At 63.3% G+C, this 22,735-nt stretch carries 22 protein-coding genes; 12 read left to right on the top strand and 10 right to left on the bottom strand.

What is annotated here, in order from left to right:
- The first annotated feature begins 208 nt into the window (after positions 1–208).
- Positions 209–1,366, top strand: coding sequence for an FAD-dependent oxidoreductase (locus SIDU_RS11560; protein WP_021246209.1), 1,158 nt, complete (start codon positions 209–211; stop codon positions 1,364–1,366).
- Between the two features lie 18 nt (positions 1,367–1,384).
- Here the strand turns inward: SIDU_RS11560 and SIDU_RS11570 are convergent, their stop codons facing one another.
- Entirely contained in the window at positions 1,385–2,149 is a 765-nt protein-coding gene (locus SIDU_RS11570; RefSeq protein WP_001389365.1) for an IS6-like element IS6100 family transposase, read from the bottom strand.
- Positions 2,150–2,197: 48 nt separating this feature from the next.
- Between SIDU_RS11570 and SIDU_RS11575 the strand changes: the two genes are divergently transcribed.
- The gene (locus SIDU_RS11575; RefSeq protein ID WP_233431820.1) at positions 2,198–4,726 is read left to right on the top strand and encodes a TonB-dependent receptor domain-containing protein; all 2,529 of its coding nucleotides are present in this window, start codon (positions 2,198–2,200) and stop codon (positions 4,724–4,726) included.
- 75 nt (positions 4,727–4,801) lie between these two features.
- On the opposite strand, the gene SIDU_RS11580 is transcribed toward SIDU_RS11575, so the two are convergent.
- A complete protein-coding gene (locus tag SIDU_RS11580) occupies positions 4,802–5,926 on the bottom strand; it encodes an MBL fold metallo-hydrolase (RefSeq protein ID WP_007683235.1) in 1,125 nt (374 codons plus the stop codon).
- A gap of 4 nt (positions 5,927–5,930) precedes the next feature.
- Positions 5,931–6,560, bottom strand: a complete 630-nt coding sequence (locus SIDU_RS11585; protein ID WP_007683234.1) for a TetR/AcrR family transcriptional regulator — start codon at positions 6,558–6,560, stop codon at positions 5,931–5,933.
- 167 nt (positions 6,561–6,727) lie between these two features.
- Between SIDU_RS11585 and SIDU_RS11590 the strand changes: the two genes are divergently transcribed.
- On the top strand, positions 6,728–7,621 hold the full coding sequence (locus tag SIDU_RS11590) for a type 1 glutamine amidotransferase domain-containing protein (RefSeq protein ID WP_025772284.1): 894 nt from the start codon (positions 6,728–6,730) through the stop codon (positions 7,619–7,621).
- A 56-nt stretch (positions 7,622–7,677) separates the two neighbouring features.
- Here the strand turns inward: SIDU_RS11590 and SIDU_RS11595 are convergent, their stop codons facing one another.
- On the bottom strand, positions 7,678–8,601 hold the full coding sequence (locus SIDU_RS11595; protein WP_007683232.1) for a subclass B3 metallo-beta-lactamase SIE-1: 924 nt from the start codon (positions 8,599–8,601) through the stop codon (positions 7,678–7,680).
- Positions 8,602–8,696: 95 nt separating this feature from the next.
- Here SIDU_RS11595 and SIDU_RS11600 point away from each other — a divergent pair, with 95 nt between their 5' ends.
- The gene (locus SIDU_RS11600; protein ID WP_007683230.1) at positions 8,697–9,620 is read left to right on the top strand and encodes a LysR family transcriptional regulator; all 924 of its coding nucleotides are present in this window, start codon (positions 8,697–8,699) and stop codon (positions 9,618–9,620) included.
- Here the strand turns inward: SIDU_RS11600 and SIDU_RS11605 are convergent.
- The 4 genes from SIDU_RS11605 to SIDU_RS11620 form a co-directional block, all read right to left on the bottom strand.
- Positions 9,581–10,084: a flavin reductase family protein gene (locus SIDU_RS11605; protein WP_007683228.1), complete on the bottom strand. Its 504-nt coding sequence runs from the start codon at positions 10,082–10,084 to the stop codon at positions 9,581–9,583. The genes SIDU_RS11600 and SIDU_RS11605 overlap by 40 nt on opposite strands.
- Before the next feature lie 138 nt (positions 10,085–10,222).
- Positions 10,223–10,597, bottom strand: coding sequence for an EthD domain-containing protein (locus SIDU_RS11610; RefSeq protein ID WP_233431821.1), 375 nt, complete (start codon positions 10,595–10,597; stop codon positions 10,223–10,225).
- Between the two features lie 42 nt (positions 10,598–10,639).
- Positions 10,640–11,398, bottom strand: coding sequence for an SDR family NAD(P)-dependent oxidoreductase (locus SIDU_RS11615; protein ID WP_007683224.1), 759 nt, complete (start codon positions 11,396–11,398; stop codon positions 10,640–10,642).
- Positions 11,395–13,770 (bottom strand): TonB-dependent receptor, encoded by a 2,376-nt coding sequence (locus SIDU_RS11620; protein WP_007683222.1) that lies wholly within the window; start codon positions 13,768–13,770, stop codon positions 11,395–11,397. The genes SIDU_RS11615 and SIDU_RS11620 overlap by 4 nt, the downstream gene beginning before the upstream one ends.
- Positions 13,771–14,037: 267 nt before the next feature.
- Here SIDU_RS11620 and SIDU_RS11625 point away from each other — a divergent pair, with 267 nt between their 5' ends.
- Positions 14,038–15,267 carry an aromatic ring-hydroxylating oxygenase subunit alpha gene (locus SIDU_RS11625; protein WP_007683220.1) on the top strand — a complete coding sequence of 410 codons (1,230 nt, stop codon included), beginning with the start codon at positions 14,038–14,040 and terminating at the stop codon, positions 15,265–15,267.
- 40 nt (positions 15,268–15,307) lie between these two features.
- Entirely contained in the window at positions 15,308–15,640 is a 333-nt protein-coding gene (locus tag SIDU_RS11630) for a hypothetical protein (RefSeq protein WP_007683218.1), read from the top strand.
- Positions 15,641–15,679: 39 nt separating this feature from the next.
- Here SIDU_RS11630 and SIDU_RS11635 read toward each other — a convergent pair whose 3' ends face one another.
- Both SIDU_RS11635 and SIDU_RS11640 read right to left on the bottom strand, forming a co-directional pair.
- Positions 15,680–16,492: an SDR family NAD(P)-dependent oxidoreductase gene (locus SIDU_RS11635; RefSeq protein ID WP_007683216.1), complete on the bottom strand. Its 813-nt coding sequence runs from the start codon at positions 16,490–16,492 to the stop codon at positions 15,680–15,682.
- A 294-nt stretch (positions 16,493–16,786) separates the two neighbouring features.
- Positions 16,787–17,485 (bottom strand): TetR/AcrR family transcriptional regulator, encoded by a 699-nt coding sequence (locus SIDU_RS11640; protein ID WP_233431822.1) that lies wholly within the window; start codon positions 17,483–17,485, stop codon positions 16,787–16,789.
- Positions 17,486–17,836: 351 nt separating this feature from the next.
- Between SIDU_RS11640 and SIDU_RS11645 the strand changes: the two genes are divergently transcribed.
- From SIDU_RS11645 to SIDU_RS11670, 6 genes are all read left to right on the top strand, one after another.
- Positions 17,837–18,412 carry a VOC family protein gene (locus SIDU_RS11645; RefSeq protein ID WP_007683210.1) on the top strand — a complete coding sequence of 192 codons (576 nt, stop codon included), beginning with the start codon at positions 17,837–17,839 and terminating at the stop codon, positions 18,410–18,412.
- Between the two features lie 150 nt (positions 18,413–18,562).
- The gene (locus SIDU_RS11650) at positions 18,563–20,209 is read left to right on the top strand and encodes an FAD-dependent monooxygenase (RefSeq protein WP_025772289.1); all 1,647 of its coding nucleotides are present in this window, start codon (positions 18,563–18,565) and stop codon (positions 20,207–20,209) included.
- A 55-nt stretch (positions 20,210–20,264) separates the two neighbouring features.
- Complete coding sequence (locus SIDU_RS11655; protein WP_007682272.1) at positions 20,265–20,687, top strand: nuclear transport factor 2 family protein; 423 nt, start codon at positions 20,265–20,267, stop codon at positions 20,685–20,687.
- 44 nt (positions 20,688–20,731) lie between these two features.
- Positions 20,732–21,073, top strand: a complete 342-nt coding sequence (locus SIDU_RS11660; RefSeq protein WP_007682269.1) for a hypothetical protein — start codon at positions 20,732–20,734, stop codon at positions 21,071–21,073.
- Positions 21,070–21,909 carry an SDR family NAD(P)-dependent oxidoreductase gene (locus tag SIDU_RS11665; protein ID WP_007682267.1) on the top strand — a complete coding sequence of 280 codons (840 nt, stop codon included), beginning with the start codon at positions 21,070–21,072 and terminating at the stop codon, positions 21,907–21,909. Before SIDU_RS11660 ends, SIDU_RS11665 begins: the two co-directional genes overlap by 4 nt.
- A gap of 18 nt (positions 21,910–21,927) precedes the next feature.
- Positions 21,928–22,656: an EthD domain-containing protein gene (locus SIDU_RS11670; protein WP_007682265.1), complete on the top strand. Its 729-nt coding sequence runs from the start codon at positions 21,928–21,930 to the stop codon at positions 22,654–22,656.
- Positions 22,657–22,735 lie beyond the last annotated feature (79 nt).

Raw genomic sequence — 22,735 nt, forward strand, 5'->3', positions numbered from 1 at the left:
AAGATGTTTCGGGATGGCCCCATTTGCCTTCTCGTGCTTGCCGATGCGGAGATCAGGCGCGGTTGACATGTGACCATTTGGTAATCTATCCTTTCCTTGTATCGAGGTGCGACGTGATCTCGCTTCGGTAAAAGAAGGGCGGAGCATTGACTTCGACGCAGGAGAGACGGTCGGCGGCTTTGGGTCGTTCGACCGGTGGAGGGCATTCTTGAAGCAATCGGCAGAGCGATCGCGGTTATCTCGCCGCGCTTTCATCCAGGCCGGCGGCGCGGGGCTGGCGGTTTCCACCCTGGGTGCTGCGGCATCTGCTCCGGCTGTTGCCGCGGTGGGCCGGCAGTGGACCCAAATCGCGGATATAGTCGTGGTCGGCAGCGGCGCGGCCGCCTCGGTTGCCGCACTTGCGGCTGCCAAGGACGGCGCGAAGGTCCTCATGCTGGAAAAAGCGCCGGTATATGGCGGTACGTCCGCGAAATCCGGTGGGGCTTTCTGGGTGCCCAATAATTTCAGGCTGAAGGAGCGGGGGATCGAGGATCCAAAGGCTTCGCTCCTGGCTTATTGCGCTGCCTATTCATATCCGCATCTTTTCGACAGCAATTCACCGACGCTCGGCCTGGGTGAGGATGTCTACAAACTGCTTGAGGCGTTTTACGACAACGCGTCGCCGATGACGGACATGTTGCGGGAAATCAAGGCAGCCGAGATAGGCCGCTTTCATGTCCTTCCCGACGGCCAGGGAACCGATCTGCCTGACTATGGCGTGCTCGACGGCAACAATAAGGTGCCTCGCGGACGGTGCCTCGGACCCATCAAGCCTGATGGGTCGCCAGGATTCGGCGCGGAGTTGATGCGCCAGATCAAGGCGCGCATCGACGCTTATGGCATTCCCCTGCTCACCAGCCACCAGGTTGTCCGCCTGGTTACCGACGGGGATGGCGCGGTGCTCGGCGTCGAGGCGCTGAACGACGGGAAGGAGGTTTCCTTTGGCGCGCGCAAAGGCGTGATCTTCGCAACGGGCGGATTCACCTATAATCGCGAAATGCTCAATCTCCATCAGACTGGGCCGGTCTATGGCGGTTGCGGGGTGCCGACTAATACTGGCGACTTTGTATCAATTGCCGGGGCTGTCGGCGCAAAGCTCGGCAATATGGGAAGCGCCTGGCGCGCCGAGATCGTGCTGGAAGAGGCGCTGGAATATGTAAGCGTGCCAAGCGACGTATGGATTCCGCCGGGCGACAGCATGTTCATTGTCAATCGCTATGGGAATCGTGTCTTCAACGAGAAGCGCAATTACCATGACCGTGCGCGCGTACATCAACATTATGATCCCAACGGCTCTGTTGCAAAGATTGGCGGCAGTCAGAGGTAGGCTGTCGCTCTGCGCCGATCAGGCGGCTGCTGCGAAATGGTGGTTGAGCATGCCCATGGCCTCCGTCAGCGCCGAGGGCCCAATGCCAAAAGCTCTCTCCACAAGGCGCACCTCGCCCCTGATGCCGGGCTGCAGGCACCAGGGGCGAGCCTGTCCTTTGCGCAGGGCTCGCATGACTTCGAATCCCTTGATCGTGGCATAGGCCGTGGGGATCGATTTGAAACCGCGCACCGGCTTGATCAGTATCTTGAGCTTTCCGTGATCGGCCTCGATCACGTTATTGAGATACTTCACCTGCCGGTGGGCCGTCTCCCGGTCCAGCTTTCCTTCGCGCTTCAATTCGGTGATCGCTGCACCATAGCTCGGCGCTTTGTCGGTATTGAGCGTGGCAGGCTTTTCCCAGTGCTTCAGGCCTCGCAGGGCCTTGCCCAGGAACCGCTTCGCTGCCTTGGCGCTGCGGGTCGGCGACAGGTAGAAATCGATCGTGTCGCCCCGCTTGTCGACTGCCCGGTACAGGTAGGTCCACTTGCCCCGCACCTTGACGTAGGTTTCATCCAGGCGCCAGCTCGGATCAAAGCCACGCCGCCAGAACCAGCGCAGCCGCTTCTCCATCTCCGGGGCGTAGCACTGGACCCAGCGATAGATCGTCGTATGGTCGACCGAAATGCCGCGTTCCGCCAGCATTTCCTCAAGGTCGCGATAGCTGATCGGATAGCGACAATACCAGCGCACCGCCCACAGGATCACATCACCCTGGAAATGGCGCCACTTGAAATCCGTCATCGTTCCGTCCGTCCAATCTCCGCCAAGCATGCTCAAGCTTCACGATTTTTGCAACAGAGCCCCGATCTGAACGGCGTGCACGCTTCGGGCGAGGTGGAATATGGCAATTATGATTCCAGGAAGGTGAAGGGCATGCTGAACCTGCCCTTGACGCAGAGCCTGGGCGCGCGCTTCGCCGGAATATACGTCAATCGCGACGGCTATACGAAGAACCTCCATGACGGCGCCAGGCTGGACGGGCGCGACATCTACGCCGTCCGCGCCTCCCTTCGCTGGGAACCGTCCAGTTCCACGACGATCGACCTCCTGGGCTATTATTTCCATGAAAAGGACAATCGCCTTCGCATCCAGAAGCAGAAATGCCTGCGCGATCCCACGGGCGTGCTCGGCTGCCTTCCCGGCCGGCTGGGCAATGACTATACCAACAACAATGCGACGTTCGGCGGCACGCTGACGTCCCGCGAATATCTGACGATGCAGGGCGGTCCGGGCATCGGCGCGCTTGCCCTGGGCAGCCTCTATGGTCCCGACTCCAATCTTGGAAATTCGCTCATCGCCGACCCCAGGACCGTCAACACCGACTTCCATCCCACCTTCTTTTCCGATGAGATCCAGGCGCAATTGCGGATCGAACATGATTTCGGGCCGGTCACCCTGAAGGTGTCGGGCCAGTATCAGCGCACGCGCACCGCCGCGTCGCAGGATTATAATCTGAGCGTCAACAACGCCGCGCTGTTCCTTCCCGGCCTTTCGACCCTGCAAGCCTATGGCAACGGCGTCGCAGGCCCCTCGCTCGCGCAATTCGGACGGGTTGCTGCCGCGCTGATCCCCAACGGCCCGGCCGGCCCCTATTGCACGTCGATCGTCGAACCGAGCGCCACGGGCGCATTCGGGGGCCACAGCCTATGCTCCGCGACGCCCCAGGATTTCGACCGCACCAGCCTGTTCGGCCGGGCCTTCACCGGCGAGGCGATCGTCGCCAGCAAGTTCGACGGGCCGTTCAACTTCCTGGTCGGCGGCATATACAGCGATTATCGCAACCACAATGCCGACTACAACGTCAACGCGTTCAATATCGATTATGCGGCAGGCGTGCTCGGCGTGCTGACGTCGCTCGGCCAACAGGGAGGGCAGGCCGCCGCGGGCCAGCCCGTCACCTATCCCACCGTGTTCCTCGCCTCCCCCTATGTCCGCAACAATTCCCAGCTATTCCAGCTCAAATCCTACGGCCTGTTCGGCGAAGCCTATTTCGAGCCGAACGACCGGCTGAAGCTGACGGCGGGGCTGAGATATAATCATGACGACAAGTCCAATCGCGCGCGCAATACCATCATCTCCTTCCCCGTGCCCTACGGCACGGCAAACGCGTTCGATTCCCCCTTCTTCGCCGCCTATGACGCCGATGCCGGGCGGCCGGGCATCCAGCCCGTGCAGCAGCGCGACGCGACTTTCGGCGAGTTCACCGGCCGGGCCGTGATCGATTTCCAGGTCACGCCGAGGAACCTGCTCTACGCCTCCTATTCGCGCGGCTACAAGTCGGGCGGCATCAACCCGCCGCTGCTGCCGATCTTCAACATCTCCGACAGTTTCGAGCCTGAATTCGTGAACGCGCTGGAGGTCGGATCGAAGAACAGCTTTCTCGGCGGCAGCCTGCGGCTCAATGCATCCGCCTTCTACTATCAGTACAAGGGACTCCAGCTCAGCCGCATCGTCAGTCGCACCAGCGTGAACGACAATGTCGACGCGGACATCTACGGCATCGAGCTTGAAGCGATCGCCCGGCCCATCCCGGCGCTGACGGTCAACATCAACGCCAGCTACCTTCATACCAAGGTATCGTCGGACAGATACATCACCAATCCGCGAGACCCGTCGGGCGGCCGCAGCGACGCCGTCATCGTCAAGGACATCTCGAACGGTTCCAACTGCACGGTCGTCCCCAACACCGCCGGCAATTCCGCCGCGTCAAACAATTTCGTCAATTTCGTGAATGGGGAGATCAACGCGGGCCGGGTCGTCAACTCCTCGACCGGGCGTCCCTTGTTCCGGCCGGGCGCCGGCCTGCAAGGGACCACCCCCTTCCCGGCCGACAGCGGGCTGAACGGCGCGACGGGGGCCTACAGCATTTGTTCGGCCTTGGCCTCCTACGTCGCCAGCGCGGGCGCGGGGCCAAGCGGAGTCTCCGTCCTCACCGACGGCGTTCCGGTGAACCTGCGCGGCAACCGCCTGCCGCAGGCGCCCGACTTCAAGGTTTCGGCGGGCGCGCAATATGTCGTCGACATGGGAACGGGCGGGTCCACCCTCGTGCCCCGCGTCGACGTCATCCTCACCGGCGGCAGCTATGGATCGGTGTTCAACGGAAACGCCAATCGCATACCCAGCTATGTGATCGTCAACGCGCAGTTGCAGCTCAACGGCCGCGACGACCGCTGGTTCGTGCGCGCCTTCGTGCAGAACCTGACCGACAGCAATGCGATCACCGGCCTCTACGTATCCGACCAGCCTTCGGGCCTCTTCACCAACATCTTCACGCTCGAACCGCGACGCTATGGGATCGCCGCCGGAGTGAATTTCTAAGGGCTGGGCTGCGCGGACAAATTCCAGACTCACCGGACTGAGTGATTTGGGTGGGTTCCCGCCACTCGCCTTTCGTCACCCCGGGCTTGACCCGGGGTCCCGCTGCCTTGGTCGAGGCGCCGTTTTACAAGAAAAGCGAGACCCCGGATCAAGTCCGGGGTGACGGAAAACTGATGTTCGCAACTGGCCAATTCCCGACCTTTCGAATTCGTCCACGCTGCCTTGGGAATCGGTGAAAACCTCGCCCGGCCTGGCGGCGACGAAGCGGGCGGGGTCGACGCCCGCCGCGGCCAACGCCTCGCCAAGGCGAAGCACCGGCTCATCGCGCGGCTCGTCGGTGAGGCGGAATGTGCCCCAATGGATGCCAAGCGCCCGCCGCGCGCCGACGATCTGGAAAATGCGCACCGCTTCGGCGGGGTCGACATGCTGGGCAGCCATGAACCAGCGCGGCGCATAGGCGCCGATGGGAAGGAGAGCAAGATCAGGCGATCCCAGATGCGCGATCCGGGCGAAGATCGCGCCGTCGCCGAAGCCGGTGTCGCCCGCGAACCAGACGGTGCCGACCGGCGTCGCGAGGAAATGGCCCGACCAGAGCGCCATGCGCCGGTCCGCCAGCGACCGATTGCTCCAATGGACCGCCGGCGTGAGGGTGGTGGCGATGCCTGGCGCGAGCGTGATCGCATCCCACCAATCGCCGGTCGCCAGCCTGGCATCGGGAATATGGGCGCGCACTATGGCGTCATTGCCAAGCGGCATGACCATGAGCGGCCGGTCGCGGGCATGCAGCCGCGCAAGCGTCCCGAGGTCGAGATGGTCGTAATGGCAATGGCTGACCAGCACAGCGTCGATCCGGGGCAGGTCCTCGAAGGCGACGCCCGGCGCGGTGACGCGCCTGGGGCCGGCAAAGGCGACGGGGCTGGCGCGGTCGGACCAGACCGGATCGGTCAATATGTTGCAGCCGGCTGCCTGGATGAGCACCGTAGCATGCCCGACCATCGTCACCACCAGCGTCTGGCTGGACGGCGCCGGGCGCGTGGGGGTGACGGGAACGGAGCCCGGCCAGGGCGCCGCCCGCTTGCCCAACCGCCAGCGCAGCAGGTCGCCCAGACCGCGATCGGTGGACGCCTGGCCGGGATTGAAAAAGCGCAGGCCATCGAAATGATCGCTCGGCGGCCCGGCATAATAGGGATTGCGCGGCATTCGCCTAACGCCGCTTGATGCCGCCGAGGAGTATCCGCCCGACCCGCTCCGCCAGGGAAGGGACGGGCGGCACCACCGACAGCCCGTCGAGCAGGAGCAAGACCAGGCCGTGGACATTCGCCCAGGCGGCGAGCGCGACTATGGCGGCCGCCTCCTCATCGTCGGGCGGCGCATCGAACACGCCCTCCGCAATGCCCTGCGCGATGACCGAGAGGAGGACCGCATGCGAGCCTGCGGCAGCTTCGCCGACCGGATAGGGAAGGGCGGCGCGCGATGCGGCGAGCGCCGTGCCGAACATGAGGCGATAGCGCGCCGGATTGTCGAGCCCGAAGGCGACATAGGCCGCGCCGATCGCGATCAGGGCCTCCTCGATGCCTTCGGACTGCTGGGCCGCGGCCAACATCGCGGCGCGCAGGTCGACGAAGCCCTTTATCGCGATTGCGCCCAGCAGGTCCAGCTTTCCGGGGAAATGGCGATAAGGCGCGTTGTGGCTCACCCCTGCCCGGCGAGCGACCTCCCGCAAGGAAAATTCCCAATTCTGCTCCTCCGCGACGATCGCGGTCGCGGCGTCGACGAGCACGCGTCTCAGATCGCCATGATGATAGGCAGGGGCGGCGTTCGGCTCGGCTGGCATGGTGGCTCCAGAAAGATGTTGACACTGTCTACACACCATATGTAGACAGTGTCAACATAAAGGCGCGAGATTCGACGCTTCGAATGCGACCCGCGCCGCATGCCGGACCCGGCCCGCCATTGGACGGAGCGGAAGCGGTCCGGTCCCCTTCGATCGAGGAATCCATCATGGCCCATATTTTCTTTCCCCTGCCCTCGCGCGATTTCGATCCGACCGAGGTCGGCGTCACATGGCGCGTGCTGACCGCCGCGGGGCACGGCGTGAGCTTCGCCACGCCCGACGGCAAGGCCGGCGCCGCCGACCCGATCATGATCACGGGGCGCGGGCTGGATCCATGGAGTCCGATCCCGCTGATCGGGCGGATCACGGTGATCGGCCGGATGCTGCGCGCCAACAAGGATGCCCGCCGCGCCTATGCCGAGATGATCGCCAGCCCCGCCTTCCGGTCGCCCCGCAGCTGGGACGAGCTTTCGGTGGACGGCCATGACGCGATCGTGCTGGGCGGCGGCCATCGGGCGCGCGGGATGCGCGAATATCTGGAAAGCCCGGTCCTGCAAAAGCTGGTGGCCGACTTCTTCGCCGCCGACAAGCCCGTGGCGGCGATCTGCCATGGCGTGCTGCTCGCGGCGCGCAGCAAGCGGGCGGACGGGCGCTCGGTTCTCCACGGCCGCAAGACGACGGCGCTGAGTTGGAGGCATGAACGGACCGCGAGCGCATTCGCGCATGTCGGCCGCTTCTGGGACCGCAACTATTACCGCACCTATCCGGAGGAGGATGGACAGCCAAAGGGCTATATGTCGGTCGAGCAGGAGGTCATCCGCCACCTTGCCGATCCTGGCGATTTCATCGATGTGCGACCCGAGGATCCGCATTTCCGTCGCAAGACATCCGGACTGGTCCGCGACAGCTTCATGGACCACAGCCCGGCGCTGGTGGTAGAGGACGGCAATTATGTGTCGGCGCGATGGCCCGGCGATACGCATTGTTTCGCCAGCACATTTGCCCGGCTCCTGGCCCGCAGCCCGGCGGAAGAGGATTCGCGCCGGGCGCGGGTCGCCTGATCCGCCCCATCCGGATCGACGAAGGCCTGCCGATCAAGGATGTCTCATCTGGAACGCTATTTCGACGTCTCTCGCCGCTCCTCGGCCAACCGCTTCGCGAGCAGGCGGCGCGAACGTTCCGCATAGGACCGGCAGGCCCCGGATCCACTGCCATACCGCCCCGCGCCCGCATTGTCGGGATGCGCGGAGATCAAAATGTCGCACTTCAAAGCGCCCATGCGCCTGTAGCTGGCTTCGAAGCCCTTGACGATCGGCGCGCTGGAAGGCGCGGTGAAACGGTAACGGTCGGCCGACACCGGATTGAGGCTGGAGGCGAAGACGATCGCCTTGCACCTCTTGCCCTCGCAGGCGTTCCAGCTCCATGTCATGCTGCCCATCGTGTGGCCCGGCGTCGCATGCGCGGTGATGGATGCGCGGCCGATCCTCAGAACCTCTCCGTCCTTCATGACGCGCAGCCGCGACACCGCCGGCCAGGCGCCGCCATAGTCGAATTGCGGATCGTCCTTCGCATGCGCGCCTGCCCGCAGGCCCTCCGCGCCGCGCCGGCTGGCCACCACGGTGGCGCCGGTGTCGCGCGCCAGGGCGGCGATCCCGCCAGCATGATCATAATGCGGCTCGGTACTCAGAATAAATTTGATGTCTCTGGGGTCGAAGCCCAGCTTGCGAACATTGCTGAGGATCATCGGCGCCGCCTGCGGAAGCGCGCCGTCGATCAGCACCAGGCCCGCACCCGTGTCGATCAAGGCGACGCTGAGACCCGCGAAGCCGACCAGATAGCTGTTGCCGAAAACCCTTTCGGGCGGCAGGGGCGCAAGCCATTCCTTGGCTCTTTCGACCGCCATCGGCCGGGTCAGAGGGTCATCGGAGGCGCGGGCGCCGCCCGCCCGGTCCATGGCCGCCATGGCTTCCGGCTCCGGCCCTGTCGCTGCCGCCGCCGGGCTGATGGCCAGCGACGCGGCGATTGTCATCGTTGCGATCATCCTCGTCTCCCTTCCCGGCGGGGATGCCCGATTCAACCTCCTTCCCGCAAAGCATGATTTCTCGACAAAGCCATGAGAATAATTGATGACGGGTCATGGACCGCGCCCAACTTCCCCTGAACGCCCTGCGCGCCTTCGAAGCGGCGGCGCGTCACCTCAATTTCACCCGCGCCGCGATCGAGCTTTGCGTCAGCCAGGGGGCCGTCAGCCATCATGTCGCGCAGCTTGAACGCCGGCTCGGCGTGCGCCTCTTCCACCGCCTGCCGCGAGGACTCTCGCTTACCGACGAGGGGCGCGCGCTCGTCCCCGTGCTGGCCGAAGCGTTCGACCGGGTGGGCGCGACGCTGGACCAATATGCCGGCGGCCGATTTCGGGAGGTGCTGAAGGTCGGCGTCGTCGGCACGTTCGCGACCGGCTGGCTGTTGCCGCGGCTGGACGCCTTCGCCCGCGCCCACCCCGCCATCGACCTGCGCATTTCGACGAACAACAACCGCGTGGACCTGGCAGGGGAAGCGCTGGATTTCGCGATCCGTTACGGCGACGGCGCATGGCACGGCACCCAGGCCGAACCCTTGATCGAAGCGCCAATGACGCCGCTGTGCGCTCCGGCCATGGCGGCGCGGCTGAGGTCGCCCGCCGACGTCCTGCACGAACGGCTGCTGCGTTCGTACCGGCCGGATGAATGGGCGCTCTGGTTCGAGGCGGCGGACATCCCCGTCCCGCTTTTCCGCGGACCCGTTTTCGACAGTTCGGCGCTGATGGTGTCCGCCGCCATGGCCGGTTTCGGCGTCGCGCTCGCGCCTCCCGCGATGTTCATCCGCGAACTTGCATCGGAACTGCTGGCGCAGCCTTTCCCGATCATGATCGACGCGGGCCGCTATTGGCTCACCCGGCTGATGTCGCGACCCGAAACCCACGCCATGCGGCGCTTTCGCGAATGGCTTGACGGAGAGGTCACGGCCCCGATCGCGTCATGGCCCTATGTCCGCGAGCAGGGTGGCGGCGCCAATTTCCCATAGGTGCCCCTGTGGAACAACAGGGGCGCGCCCGGATGATGCACGTCCAGCGCATGCACGCTGCCGAGCACGAGATGATGGTCCCCCGCGTCGTGCACCGCATATATGGTGCAGTCGATCCAGGCGATGGCGCCGTCGAGCACCGGGGAACCGAGCGCCGAGGGACGATGCGCCACGCCGACGAACTTGTCCGGATCCTTCGATGCGAGGGTGCGGCACAGGGCCTCCTGATCATCGCCCAGGACATTGACGCAGAAACGTCCCGCCTCCGCGATCCTGGGCCAACTTGAAGAGGCCTTGTCGGGAAAGAACGCCACCAGCGCCGGGTCGAGCGACACCGATGTGAAGGATCCCACGATCATGGCGGCGGGCCTGCCGTCCGGGGGCATCGCCGTGATGGCGCAGACGCCGGTCGGATAATGGCCCAATATGCGGCGAAAGGTCGCGGGTTCGATGGCGAGCGTCATGACGATTTCAGACTTTCCAGACAAGCGGGATTCTTTTCTGAGCGGCGACGGAATCCCGGAAACAGGGCCATGCGGCTCCATCGGCGATGGTGAAGGGGCAGCGCGGTAAGCGCGTCGGCCTTTCCCGCCGCGCCCTGCCTATGGGATCGCGGATTGATGAACCTCGACCACATACATCTTGACGCTGCCGGCTTCTACGAACTCGTCCTCGTCGGCGCGAATGACCTGCATGATGTCTGCATCGAAGAACGCCTGGATTCCCGCCTCGGCGTGCGCGCGCGTCGGGTAGATGGCTTCGGTTATGACGTCGAAATCGGCACTTGCCGCGCTTGCACGACCATCGCCCACCGACGCCAGCAGCGGATCATCCGCCCGGATGTAGTTACGCCGATACACGCCGATCGGGGGAAGTATCCGCCTTGCCAAGGGCGCATGCTTTTCTTCATAATAGCGGATGAATTCATCCAGCGACATTCCCGGCTTTCTCCTCATCGATACCAACAGCTTGAACATTGCGCCCTCTCCTGCTGCATATGATCGTTCATCAGGGCGCGATCAGATCGCTCCGCCGCCGTCGACGGGCAGTTCCGCGCCCGTGATGTAGGCGGCCTCCGCCGACGTCAGGAATGTCACGGCGTCCGCAATCTCATCGGGCGTCCCCATCCTGGCCAAGGGCATGGTCGCCACGATCGCGTCGTTGAAGCCGGCGGGATTCAGTTGGATCATGGGCGTGTCGATGGCCCCCGGATAGATGCCGTTCACGCGAATGCCATGCTTCGCCAGTTCCAGGGCCGCGCATCTGGTCATGCCCCGGACCGCCCATTTCGATGCCGAATAGGCGAACATGCCGGCTATTCCGCGCAGCGCGACGCCGGACGATATGTTCACGATCGAACCGCCCCCCGCATCGGCGATCAAGGGCGCGGCCGCCTTCATCCCCAGGAAGACGCCCAGTTGATTGACGTCGACGCTTCTCGCGAACTGCTCCCGGTCCGTTTCGAGCATGGGCAGCGGAATGAAAATGCCCGCGCAATTCACCAATGCCGTCAGCTTGCCGAAAGCCGCCAGCGCCGCCGAACAGGCATCGTCCCACTGGCTTTCGCTGGCAACGTCCAGAAGCTGGAACCTTGCCGCCGCTCCCAGTTCCGCCGCCAGCCGCTCGCCGGCGGGATTGCGGTCGGCAAGGACGACCGATGCGCCGGCCGCGACGAATTTCCGGGCTATGGCCGCGCCCATGCCGCTCGCGGCGCCGGTGACGATCGCCACCGTGCCGCCGAGCCGCCCGTTCGACGCAGGTTCCACCCCCTCGCTCATCGCGTCCGCACTGTGAGGGATATGCCGTATGTGGCGGGCGTCCCCACGCGTCGCGCGATGGTGTCGTTGGCGAAGTTGACCGACGTCTCGTAGAGCTTGTTCGTCACGTTGCGGCCGAACAGCGTAAGCCGCCAGCTATCGTCATGCCCCGCGATGCCCGCGCGAAGATCGAGCAAGGCCCGACCGCGCAGCCTGTAGAGGGTTTCCGGATTGTCGGGCAGGGTGAAGGTGGAATTGGACGCGCTCTGGAAGTTCAGGCTGCTTCCGACAAATGCCTTGAAGCTGCCCGCGTTCCATTCATATTGCGCGTCGGCTGACCCCTGCCAGGTGGGCGTGAACGGGACGCGCGATCCCCTGAAATTGCCGAAGTCGCCGGCGCCATTGAAGGTCGTGAAATCGGAAACGACCTTGGTCTTGATATAGGTCGCCGCGGCCGAGAGCGAGAGGCCGGGATAAGGCCGCGCCACCAGGCTCGCCTCCGCCCCGACCGAGCGCACTTTCGGCACGTTGACGAGCAGTTCCAGCAGGCCGAAGACAAGATCCTCTATGCGCGCGCGCTCCTGCTTGTTGCGGTAGTCGTAATAGAATCCGGCAAGATTGAACTGGAGATGCTTGTCGAAAAGCGGCAGCTTCGCCCCGGCCTCATAGGCGTCCACCCGCTCCTGCCGCGCCGGCACATATTGCGAGGTGGAGGAGGCCGAGATGTTCGAGAAGGCGCCCGCCTTGTACCCCCGGCTGAAGGTCGCGTAGAGCAGAGCGCCGCTCGGCGCCTTGTAGGACATGCCTGCCAGGAGCGAGATATTGTCCTCGTTCAGCGAGGACTGATTGCCTGCGGGCAAGAGTTCGGGCGCGGGCGTCAGGGAGTAGCATTGGTTCTGGTCGACGACTTCGACCGGCGTGTTCTTGAGGCCGAAGGCCGCGAATATTTCCTGGAGCCGGGTGAATATCCGTCCGGTGGCGTTTTCAACGCTGCCATCATAGCTGCATTGATAGGCCGACCGATTCTGCTTCGTATAGCGGATGCCGCCCTTGATCGACAGGCCATCGACGACTTCATATTCGGCATTGGCGAAGACCGCATAGGTGCGCGTCTTCTGAAGCGCCTGCGATATGGCGGCCGAGATCGGAGGCAGGTCGGGAAAGGGCGTGGATGCCGAGGCGTCGAAAATGCGGTACTGATGGCGGTCGTCCACATTCGCATAATCGTAATTGGCGCCGATCAGACCCCGGAAGCGGTCCGTATCCAGGCTGAGTCGAAGTTCCTGGTTGAACGTCTTGATCCGGCCGAAGGCCCGACCCGTGAAGTCCACGAAGGCCGTTCCGTCATAATCCTGGAATCGGTCAAGATCCTGATGCTGATAGGATGTTATCGAAATCAGCTTCAATTGGTCCGACAATTCATATTCGCCGCGCAGCCCGACCTGCCAATAGCGATCGTTCATCGCCTTCGGCCATGACGGGTCCCAATCGGCGGCGCGAGGGTTGTTTGGCGCGATCGGCGAGGCAGCCACTTCGGGCGAAACAGGGCCCGGATTGTCCGGAACGATCTGCACCAACTGGGTCGCCGTGGTATCGGACCTGTTCCGCCAGGCATTTGCGGAAAACCTCAGCGTCAGGCGTTCCGTCGGCGTCCAGTCGAGCAGCAGGCGGCCCGCCAACTGGTTCTGTTCGCCCCGCTTGTCCCCCGGCCTGGTGAGGCTATACTGCCATGCTCCGCCCTGCACCGTCCGCAAGGCTACCCGTGCCTGGAGAGTCGAGCTGATCGGACCGCTGACGAAGCCCTCCACCGAAGTCTTGCCGAAGCGTTCGACGGAAACCTGTCCGCCCGCCTCAAATATAGGAGTAGGCTTCGCAGCGATATAATTGATCGCACCGCCAGTCGAATTTTGTCCGTAAAGAGTTCCTTGCGGTCCCTTCAAGACTTCGATCCGTTCCAGGTCCAAGGCGGCCGCTTCGGTCATGACCGGAAAGGGAAGCGGCGATTCGTCGATATAGACGGCGACGGCCGGCGCCGAACCGAAGCCCGAGTCGTTGAAGCCGATGCCGCGCAACGAATAGACCGGCGTATTGTTGAGCGAGGGCGCGAAGGTAAGCCCGGGCACGACCTTGGCCAGATCGGCGACGTTGGCAATGCCGCGCTGCGCGAGTTCTGCGCCGCCCAGCGCCGTGATCGACATCGGCACGGCGTTGATCGATTCCGAGCGCTTCTGCGCCGTGACGACGATGTCGGGTATGGAGGCGAACGGCGCGCCGTCCGCCGACGATTGCGGACTCGCGGCGACGCTCCCCGTCTGCTCATCCGCCGATGCATAGGCAGGACTCGACAAGATCGTCGTGGCAACAAGCGCGGTTATCAAATGAACCTTGGCCATATCATCCCCTCCAGAATGTCGTATATTATAGATATTATGGACGGGATTGGGGCAGCGAGCCGGCAGCTATCCCGTGCAAGCATTTCAATATCACCTCCCGGTCATACCGTAAAGTATTTTATGTTTCGGCTCGGAAAGCGCCATCTTGCGCGTACCGCCGCACCATGTCATCATAACTGAAATTATGGAGTTCGCCGATGCGCGAGGTCGGTGACCATCCCTGAAAAAAGAGCAGCCCCGTGGCGGTTCGAACAGGAGAGACGACCTATGAGCAGGAATTCGGCAGCTCCCGTGGAATCGCCCATTCGCCCCGTGACCGCCGAAGGAACGGGCGGGGGGCTTTCAGTGCCGCTGGAACCCTATCGCTCGCCCGAATTCTTCGCGGCGGAACGGGAAAGGCTGTTCGGGCGGGCCTGGCTACTGATGGGCCGGATCGAGGAACTGCCCACCCCGCGCAGCCATGTGGTGAAGAGGGTCGACATCTGCAACGCGTCCATCCTCATCACCCGGGACGGCGGCGATATTGTCCGCGCCTTCCACAATATATGCCCGCACCGCGCCAACCTGCTGGTCAGGACGGAGTCCGGAAGCGGCGGCACGCTTGTCTGCAACTATCATAATTGGTCTTTTTCGCTCGATGGATCGTTGAAGGGCGTGCCGGGGGAATCCATGTTCGGCGGCCTGGACAAGAAGAAATGCGGCTTGAAACCCATAGCGCTTTCGGTCTGGGAGGGATGGATCTTCATCAATCTCGATCCCGAACCGGCCATGACGCTGGAGGAGTTTCTCGGCGACATGGCGCCCTATCTGTCAGGACTGAGCTATCCCTATGCGGACACGCCGGTCGTTCTTGAAGTGAAGGTCAAGTGCAACTGGAAGGTCGTCATGGATGCCTTCGCGGAGGCCTATCATCTGCCCGCCCTCCATCGCAACACGATATGCGAGTGGTTTTCGGACCGAAGCAACGCGTTCGGCAAGCCCCTCACCACCAGGATCATGGGACTTCACGCGGTCAATTCCATGTACGGGAACCCCGACTATGCGCCCGGCGACCGAAACGCCTTCGAACGGATCGTGGAAAATCCCGCCCATATGGCTTCAGATCATGTAGAGACCTTGAATCATTACCGGGCCCATGCGGCCGTCAATCCGACAAAGACCGACCGCTGGTCGATGGATGTCAATTACATATTCCCCAATGTTCATATCGATTCGATAGGAACCGGCTTCCTCGTGCATCATTTCTGGCCTGTATCCGTCGATGAGGCGATCCAGGAAACCAGGATGTACGTGCGTCGGCCCAGGACGATCAGGGAACGAATAGCGTTCGAATTCCACCTGGCCCGCGCCTTCGACGTCTATCTCGAAGATCTGAGCAATGTCGAATATACGCAGGTCGGGATAAATTCTCGCGCGACGGACACGATCCCGCTGTCGGAAGCGGAAATTCTCATCCACCATTCCATAGCGAAATTGCAGGAATGGATCAGCGGCTGACAATCGCGGCATGGACAGGCTATCAAACAAGGGACCGCTTATGCTTCTTCCGGAAAAATTCGCTGAATGGGAAGGCTTCGTTTCGGCATGGTGCCTGCCCGATACCCACGCCCGCTTCCAGGCGCGGTACGAAGGCGATTCGGCCGACCTCAGGCATTTCTACGATTCGCTGATGCCCAGGGTCGAGGAGGCTCTCGCCTATCTGGACGATTTCCCGCTCGAAGCGATGGAGGAGCCTGAGCGCAATCTGATGAACCTGCTGATGTCGCTGTCGCATGTCGCCTATGGCCTGGAACGCCATGGCGCGCCCCGCGCGCCCAATGCGGTCTACCCAAGCAGGATCAGGCTGGTCCGGAGCGTTTCGCCGGCCTAGAATATGCCGCTGGGCCAGCCTGAAGCCGCTTTGCCTCCGTCAACGGCCGGACGTCATCTCCTCTTTCCTCGGCGTGGTCGCGCCGGTCGACAGGTGCAGGCCCGCGTCCGAGATCAGCGTCACTCCGGTGATATGTTCGGCGCCCTCCCCAGCCAGGAAGACGACCGCCTTTGCAATATCTTCGGGAGTGCCGGCCCGCGCCAGCGGCGTGAGGCATTGCTGGGCTTCGATCATCTGCTGCAACCCCTCCTGCCCGAACGGGTCCGAGAACCAGCGCGACGCGATGAAACCGGGACATACGGCGTTTACCCGGATTTCCGGCCCCAGCGACCTCGCCATCGCCATGGTCATCGTGTTGAGCGCGCCCTTGGACGCCGAATAGGCCATGCACGATCCGACGCCCAGAAGCCCGCCGATCGACGAGACATTGACCACCGCCCCAAATCCCTGCGCTTTCATAAGGGGGCGGCATGCGCGCACCATCTGGTAGGCGCCGACCACATTGGTTCGATAGATGGCCAGGAAATCCTCGGCGGAAAGCCCGTCCAGATCGTCATGGGCGACCAGCTTCGTGCGGGCGGCGTTGTTCACCAATATGTCGACCCTTCCCCATCGGTCGACGGTTTCGGCGACAAGACGCCGACAGTCCTCGTCCTGATCGACATTGGCCTGAACCGCCGCCGCCTCGCCGCCGGCGGCGACGATCTCGTCCGCCACGCCTTGCGCTTCGTTCCGGCTACGCGAATAGTTGACGATGACCTTCGCGCCCTGCGCCGCGAGCCTTCGCGCCACGGCCGCGCCCAGGCCCGTCCCGGCGCCCGTCACGATTGCCACCTTGCCCTCGAACGTCATTGCGCGGCCCTCTCCTCCTTGCAAATCCGCATGCGGCCATGCCTGGGGAAGATATTTTCCTCTCCTGACAGGTTCCCGCCCGCGGCCTTGCCGCCCATTTTCGGCATAACATAATATTGTTTATGTTATCTGGCAAGCCGATGCCGGGCCGGATCACGATCCGAGTCACGCGCGCCTGCTCAACCAGGCCGCAAATGCATGGTCAAGAAAACCGGCGCGGTCATGAGAGCATGGGCGCGACCAGCTCCAGCCCCGAAGGCATACGGCGAATCGGGCGACGGGTCGGTCGGCAGGTCAGGCAGCGGCGGCGCTGTTCTTCGCCGTCGACCGCTTGCCGCCTCTTGCCCCCTGGCGAGGCGGCGACCCGCTTTTCGGCGCGGCTTGCCGCGATCCGCCCGGCTCCGACTCCAGCAGGACGGCCAGCACTTCCTCACGGAACAGCTTTTCCTCCTCCTTGGTCGAGGAAAGCAAGGGCGTGATCGCCGCCGTCAGCAATATGCGGGCCCGCGTGCGCGCCTCCTTCCGGCCGAAGCCGATATGCTCGAAGGCGTCGGCGATGAAATCGAGCACGATCTTCTCAGCCTGCTTCACCGACGACGCCGCCCTGGGATCGGAGGCCGACCATACGCGCATCGCGCGATCGAGGGCGAACAGGCTGCTCTTGAGGCTGCGGGAGGCGAGATGGCGTATGCGGACCATGGGGTCGGGAGACTCGGCCGCAAGCTCCGCGACCAGGCCCTGCACCTGCGCCACGTTGAAATAATCGGCCAGTGCGCCGAGATAATCATCCATGTCGCTGAAATGATGGTAGAAGCTGCCTGTGGACACCTTCAATCGCTTGGTCAGCTTGGTGAGGCGCATGCCGGCTATGCCCTCGCTCATCAGAAGCTGCTGCCCCGCCTCCATCCAATCGGCACGACCCAGCCATCGAGAACCACTCGCCACTGCCCGCTGACGCTGCCCCTTGACCATCTGACCTTCGCTCCACACCATATATTCCGCTATGGACTACCCCCGATCGGCCGGAAAGCCAAGGCGGCTCTTGGCCGGGAAGCGTCCGGCCCGGTCCGACGAGCCGCCGACAGCGGAAGCAGCGGCGGAAAACGCCGCGAAAGCCAGCCCGATTCCAGTCCGGGATCGTCGCGGGCGCACCGGAAAACCCCTGCGCGGGCAAGGAAATCCAAGATGGCGGATGTATCCGCGCCCGAAATGCAAGCCGCAAATCGAGCCGAATGCCGGGCTTGCAACAGGAGATAAGTTATTTTATGCTATGGCTCAAACATGTTGATGGAACGGCGCGCGCCGGGCATCCTTGCAATGCATGAAGAATATAGGAGAGGCGGAATGGCCGAAGCGAAGGCGAAGCAGGCTGGCGACGGGAAGACGCGCCGGAAGGTCGTCCCCACCCACATGGCGCATTTCGTCGTGAAGACCGCCCAGTACGAGAAGATGATCGACTGGTATCTGACCTTCTTCGACGGGGAGGTCGTGTTCTCGAACGAGATAGCGACCTTCCTGACGTTCGACCAGGAACATCATCGCGTCGCCATCGTGAACATGCCCGGCCTCCTGCCGCAAAGGGACGATACCGCCGGCGTGCATCATGTCGCGTTCAGCCTGGCGTCGCTCGAAGACCTGCTGGAAAACTACAAGCGCCTGAAGGAGAGGTCGATCCTTCCCTGGTGGTGCGTCAATCATGGACCCACGACGTCTATGTACTACAAGGATCCCGACGGATCGCAGGTCGAATTCCAGACCGACAATTATGAGACCTTCGGCGAAACCGTAGAGTTCATGAAGTCGCAGGCCTATGCCGACAATGTCGGGGGCGTCGATTTCGATCCCGAGGAACTTGTCCGGCAATTCGAGGCGGGAATAGCAGTGGATTTCCTGCTCAAGCGGCCGGACGTGCGCGGCTGAAAGCCATCGCGGACTTCAGCCCTGGGGCGTGGAACGGAAAAAGGCTGGCATGAGGCCGCAGCGATTTCGCGGCCTCAGCATCGGAAAGCCCCGGTCGGGTCCATGTGGACCTTTGGGGCGGCCTGGACATAAAGAGAGAGGACAAAACTGATGGATGTGCCGGTACTGATCGCGGGGGGCGGCCCGGTCGGGATGATCTTGAGCCTGGAACTGGCGCATCACGGTGTCCGGTCCATCCTGATCGAACGCAATCCCACGACCACGCGCCATCCCAAGATGGACCTGACCAACGGGCGCAGCATGGAATTGCTGGCGCGTCTGGGCGTGGTGGATATTTTGCGCGCGGCCGGCGTGCCGTCGGGCAATTGCTTCGACATCGTCCGCGTCAGCCACGGACTTCCTGGCGTGGGAAAGGAATTGTTCCGCTTCGCCTATCCCTCGCCCGACGAAGTGCGCAGAATGTCGCGGGAAACGAATGACGGCACGCTGACCCGCGAACCGCCGCTTCGCATATCGCAAATCCTGCTGGAACCCGCCCTTCTGGAGGTGATCAGGCAAAACCCCCTTATCGATGCGCGGTTCGGCTGGACCGTGCAGTCGTTCGAACAGGATGAGGACAGCGTCCGCGTCGCCATTTCGGAAACCGACGGCACGGCGACCGAAACGATCGAATGCGCCTATCTTGCAGGATGCGACGGCGGGGGAAGCAATGTCCGGCGCGGCCTTGGCATCAAATATGAGGGCGATTTCGCGGTCGGCAGCTTCTATATGGTGCATTTCAGGTCCGATGCGCTGGACGCCCTTCAGCCCGACGGGCCATGGTGGCACTGGCTCACCAATGCGGGGGGCATGGTCGCGCAGAATGACCGGGATCTCTGGACCCTGCACACGCCGGTTCCGGAGGGCATGGCCCCCGAATCCGTCGATCCGCGCGCGCTGCTCAGAAATTGGGCCGGACGGGACTTCGACTTCGAAATATTGGTGGCCAATCCCTGGACGCCGCACATGGTCGTCGCCGAACGCTATGGCGAAGGCCGCGTGTGGATGGCGGGCGACTCCGTGCATCAGTTCATGCCGACCGGGGGATATGGCATGAACACGGGCGTGGGGGACGCCGTCGACCTGGGCTGGAAGCTCGCGGCGGTGATCCATGGCTGGGGCGGGCCGGCGCTGCTGCGCTCCTATGAAGAGGAACGGCGCCCGATCGCGATCCAGAACCGCGCGGCCTCGCGTCGCCACCTGGATGTCAACATCGCCATATGGTCCGCTTCCCCGGCCACGACGGACGACGATAAGGCCTGGGACCATATGGCGGAGGAGATCGAGCGCCTCGGCAATGCCGAAAATGAAAGCTGGGGCATCGAGCATGGCTATCGCTATGCCGGATCGCCGATCATAGCGCCCGACGGCACGCCGGAACCGCCCTTCGATCCCGACAGTTACCGGCCGACCACTTGGCCGGGCGCGCGGCTGCCGCATTATTATCTGGAGGACGGCAACGCCCTGCACGATCTTCTCGGCCCCGGCTTCACCCTGATCAACTGCCGCGGCGCCGATACCGGGCCGCTGGAGGATGCCGCCGCCCAAATGGGCCTGCCCCTGAAGATCGTCGGTCTCCACGATCCCAAGGTCTGCGCGGCGATGGAGCGCCCCTTGCTGCTCGTTCGCCCGGACCAGCATGTCGCATGGCGCGGGACGGAACTCCCCGCGGATTGCCTGGCGCTGCTGCGTCGCGTAACCGGCTGGCAATCCGCCCTGGAACGCGAAATCCCGGAAAGAAGCCACGCCCGCGCCTGAAAGCACGGGCTTCGGGGGCAAGAACGGCGCCAAAGCCACGGAAAGGTGGAACAGGATGGATAATCCGACCGAGATCAAGGCGGCCTGCGGCGACATCATCGCCGCCTTCGCCCACCATGTCGACCATCGCGAATTCGGCGACGCCGTGGCGCTGTTCGCCGAAGACGGCGCATTCCTCAGGCCCGATCTGGAGGCCAGGGGACGTGACCAGATCGCCGCCCTATGGGCTGACCGCCCGGCCAGCTTCGTCACGAAACATTTGTGCCACGCTTCCTTCTTCCAGGATGTCGGCGAAGAATCCGCCCGCGCAGTGACGCCCTTCCTGCTCTACACGGCGGAGCGCGAAGGGGATGAAACGGCTCCGCTGGAAGGGCCGGCGGCCATCGCGGAATATCACGACCTTTTCGTGAAGACCGATGAAGGCTGGCGGATCGCCGAGCGCCGCGCCGTCCCGATCATGCTGCCCCGGCGCGCATGACAACCACGGACAGAAGCCGTGCAGTGACCTGAAAGGAGAATTCCGTGCCCAGATATATCGCCGTAGCGCTCACCAATCCCGTGGAAGGGAAAGAGGCCGAATTCAACCACTGGTACGACACCGTCGCCATCCCGTCCTACCGGAAGATACCCGGCCTAGTGCCGCTTGGCCGGTTCCGGCATCACAGCCGCGGCGACGATTCCGATATGCCGACATATTGGAAATATGCGTCCTTCTACGAAATAGAGACCGACGATTTCGACGGGTTCGTCGCAACCGCGAAGAAGACGCTGGATAATATCCCCGAATATCATCTGTCGGAATTTCTCGACCGGAAGAGTTGGTTCGAACCCGTCTACGAAGCGCTTTCCGGGGACGCGAAATGACCCTGGAACCGGCCATGTCGCTGGAAGGGCGGGTTGCGCTGATGACGGCGGCCGGATCGGGCATCGGGCGGGCGAGCGCCCTTGCTGTCGCCTCCCTCGGCGCGTCCGTGATGGTGACCGACATCAACGCCGATTCCGCCCGCGACGTCGCCGACCGGATAGTGTCGGCGGGCGGGCGGGCCAGGCATATGGCGCTGGACGTCGCACAGGAGGAGCAGATCGCGGCCGCCGTTGCTGCCGCCACCTCGGCCTTCGGCAGGCTCGACATATTGCACAACAATGCCGCCTATCAGGGCGCCGACGCGATAGAGGGGGACATCGACGTCGTTTCGATGACGGTCGATTTCTGGAACCGCATGATGGCCGTCAACCTCACAAGCCATATGCTGGGGTGCAAGCACGCCATCCCGGCCATGCTGGAGAATGGAGGCGGCTCCATCATCAACACGGCGTCGATGTACGGCCTCGCCGCCTATCAGGCAATGCCGTGCTACGGCATATCCAAGGCGGGGGTCGCCATGCTGACGAAATATGTGGCCGCCTCCCACGGCAAGCGGGGCATAAGGTGCAATGCGATAGCGCCGGCCGTGATCCTGACCGAAGGCGTCAAGCGGTTCCTGCCGCAAGAGCTGGTCGATATGAACGAGAGCCATGCCGCCCTTCCCTATCTGGGCAAGCCGGAGGATGTCGCTGCGATGGTCGCCTTCCTCGCGTCGGACGCCGCCAGGTTCATCAGCGGCCAGGTGATCGCCATAGACGGCGGCACGACCGCCCAATTGCCGACCGTGACCGCCGCCCGCGCCCTTGCGGAAAAGGCGCGGCCGCATGGCCGATAACAGGCAGGAGAGGATGCAATGCATATGTGGCGCCAGATCATGTTCCTGCAACGGGCGGCGGGAACCAGCCGGGCCGAATTCCTGGCCAGATGGCCCGACGTCACCGACGCAATTGCGAACGGCCACGGGCCAAAGCCGCGGCGGATCGTCGAAAACCATCCCTTGGACCCGATGGAGCAAGGGCTTTGCGGCGATGTGATCCCCGCCGCATATGATGGCGTGTATGAATTCTGGTTCTGTTCGGAAAAGGAGGCGATGGACGCGCTGCCTTCATGGAACGCCAGCCGCGACCTCAGGCTGAAGATGGACCGATGGATCGACAAGGACAACAGCCTGCAGTGGCTCGCCGAAATACATATGAGGATCGATCTGCCGGGGACGGCCGCTACATTGATCCTGGCGGGAAAGGCGGCCGACGGATATGATGTGGAACGCGCGCAGCAATATTGGCGCGACATTCATCCGAAGGTCTTTCTCGCCGAAAAGGACTTCGCTGAATATATAACGGGCTATGTCCAGAACCATGGCCGCGACCGGACGGCGTTGCAAGGTCTCGATCTGTTCGGCCGTTACGAATTCATGCCCCTTTGCGGTCATATGGGGCTGCGGTCGCTGAGGGACATCCTTACGGCCTATACCCTCCCAAGCTATGCCGGCCCCATTCGCGCGGACGAAGCCGTTTTCGGCAAGCCGGACGGCGCGCTGGCATTCGCCTCCACGAAATCGCGGTCGACCGAGCCGCGATAGGCCGATACCGGGCCACCTGCAGCCGGAGCATGATCCTCCCGATTGAGGAGGATCATGCGCCGATTTTCCCTTTCCTTCA

Source organism: Sphingobium indicum B90A, from assembly GCF_000264945.2.
Lineage (GTDB): Bacteria > Pseudomonadota > Alphaproteobacteria > Sphingomonadales > Sphingomonadaceae > Sphingobium > Sphingobium indicum.

Coding starts and splice junctions, on each gene's coding strand:
- SIDU_RS11570 (WP_001389365.1), bottom strand. CDS start 2,149: ATGACGGATTTCAAGTGGCGCCATTTCCAGGGTGATGTGATCCTGTGG.
- SIDU_RS11580 (WP_007683235.1), bottom strand. CDS start 5,926: ATGCCGCGCAATCCCTATTATGCCGGGCCGCCGAGCGATCATTTCGAT.
- SIDU_RS11585 (WP_007683234.1), bottom strand. CDS start 6,560: ATGCCAGCCGAGCCGAACGCCGCCCCTGCCTATCATCATGGCGATCTG.
- SIDU_RS11590 (WP_025772284.1), top strand. CDS start 6,728: ATGGCCCATATTTTCTTTCCCCTGCCCTCGCGCGATTTCGATCCGACC.
- SIDU_RS11595 (WP_007683232.1), bottom strand. CDS start 8,601: ATGATCGCAACGATGACAATCGCCGCGTCGCTGGCCATCAGCCCGGCG.
- SIDU_RS11600 (WP_007683230.1), top strand. CDS start 8,697: ATGGACCGCGCCCAACTTCCCCTGAACGCCCTGCGCGCCTTCGAAGCG.
- SIDU_RS11605 (WP_007683228.1), bottom strand. CDS start 10,084: ATGACGCTCGCCATCGAACCCGCGACCTTTCGCCGCATATTGGGCCAT.
- SIDU_RS11610 (WP_233431821.1), bottom strand. CDS start 10,597: ATGTTCAAGCTGTTGGTATCGATGAGGAGAAAGCCGGGAATGTCGCTG.
- SIDU_RS11615 (WP_007683224.1), bottom strand. CDS start 11,398: ATGAGCGAGGGGGTGGAACCTGCGTCGAACGGGCGGCTCGGCGGCACG.
- SIDU_RS11620 (WP_007683222.1), bottom strand. CDS start 13,770: ATGGCCAAGGTTCATTTGATAACCGCGCTTGTTGCCACGACGATCTTG.
- SIDU_RS11625 (WP_007683220.1), top strand. CDS start 14,038: ATGAGCAGGAATTCGGCAGCTCCCGTGGAATCGCCCATTCGCCCCGTG.
- SIDU_RS11630 (WP_007683218.1), top strand. CDS start 15,308: ATGCTTCTTCCGGAAAAATTCGCTGAATGGGAAGGCTTCGTTTCGGCA.
- SIDU_RS11635 (WP_007683216.1), bottom strand. CDS start 16,492: ATGACGTTCGAGGGCAAGGTGGCAATCGTGACGGGCGCCGGGACGGGC.
- SIDU_RS11640 (WP_233431822.1), bottom strand. CDS start 17,485: ATGGTGTGGAGCGAAGGTCAGATGGTCAAGGGGCAGCGTCAGCGGGCA.
- SIDU_RS11645 (WP_007683210.1), top strand. CDS start 17,837: ATGGCCGAAGCGAAGGCGAAGCAGGCTGGCGACGGGAAGACGCGCCGG.
- SIDU_RS11650 (WP_025772289.1), top strand. CDS start 18,563: ATGGATGTGCCGGTACTGATCGCGGGGGGCGGCCCGGTCGGGATGATC.
- SIDU_RS11655 (WP_007682272.1), top strand. CDS start 20,265: ATGGATAATCCGACCGAGATCAAGGCGGCCTGCGGCGACATCATCGCC.
- SIDU_RS11665 (WP_007682267.1), top strand. CDS start 21,070: ATGACCCTGGAACCGGCCATGTCGCTGGAAGGGCGGGTTGCGCTGATG.
- SIDU_RS11670 (WP_007682265.1), top strand. CDS start 21,928: ATGCATATGTGGCGCCAGATCATGTTCCTGCAACGGGCGGCGGGAACC.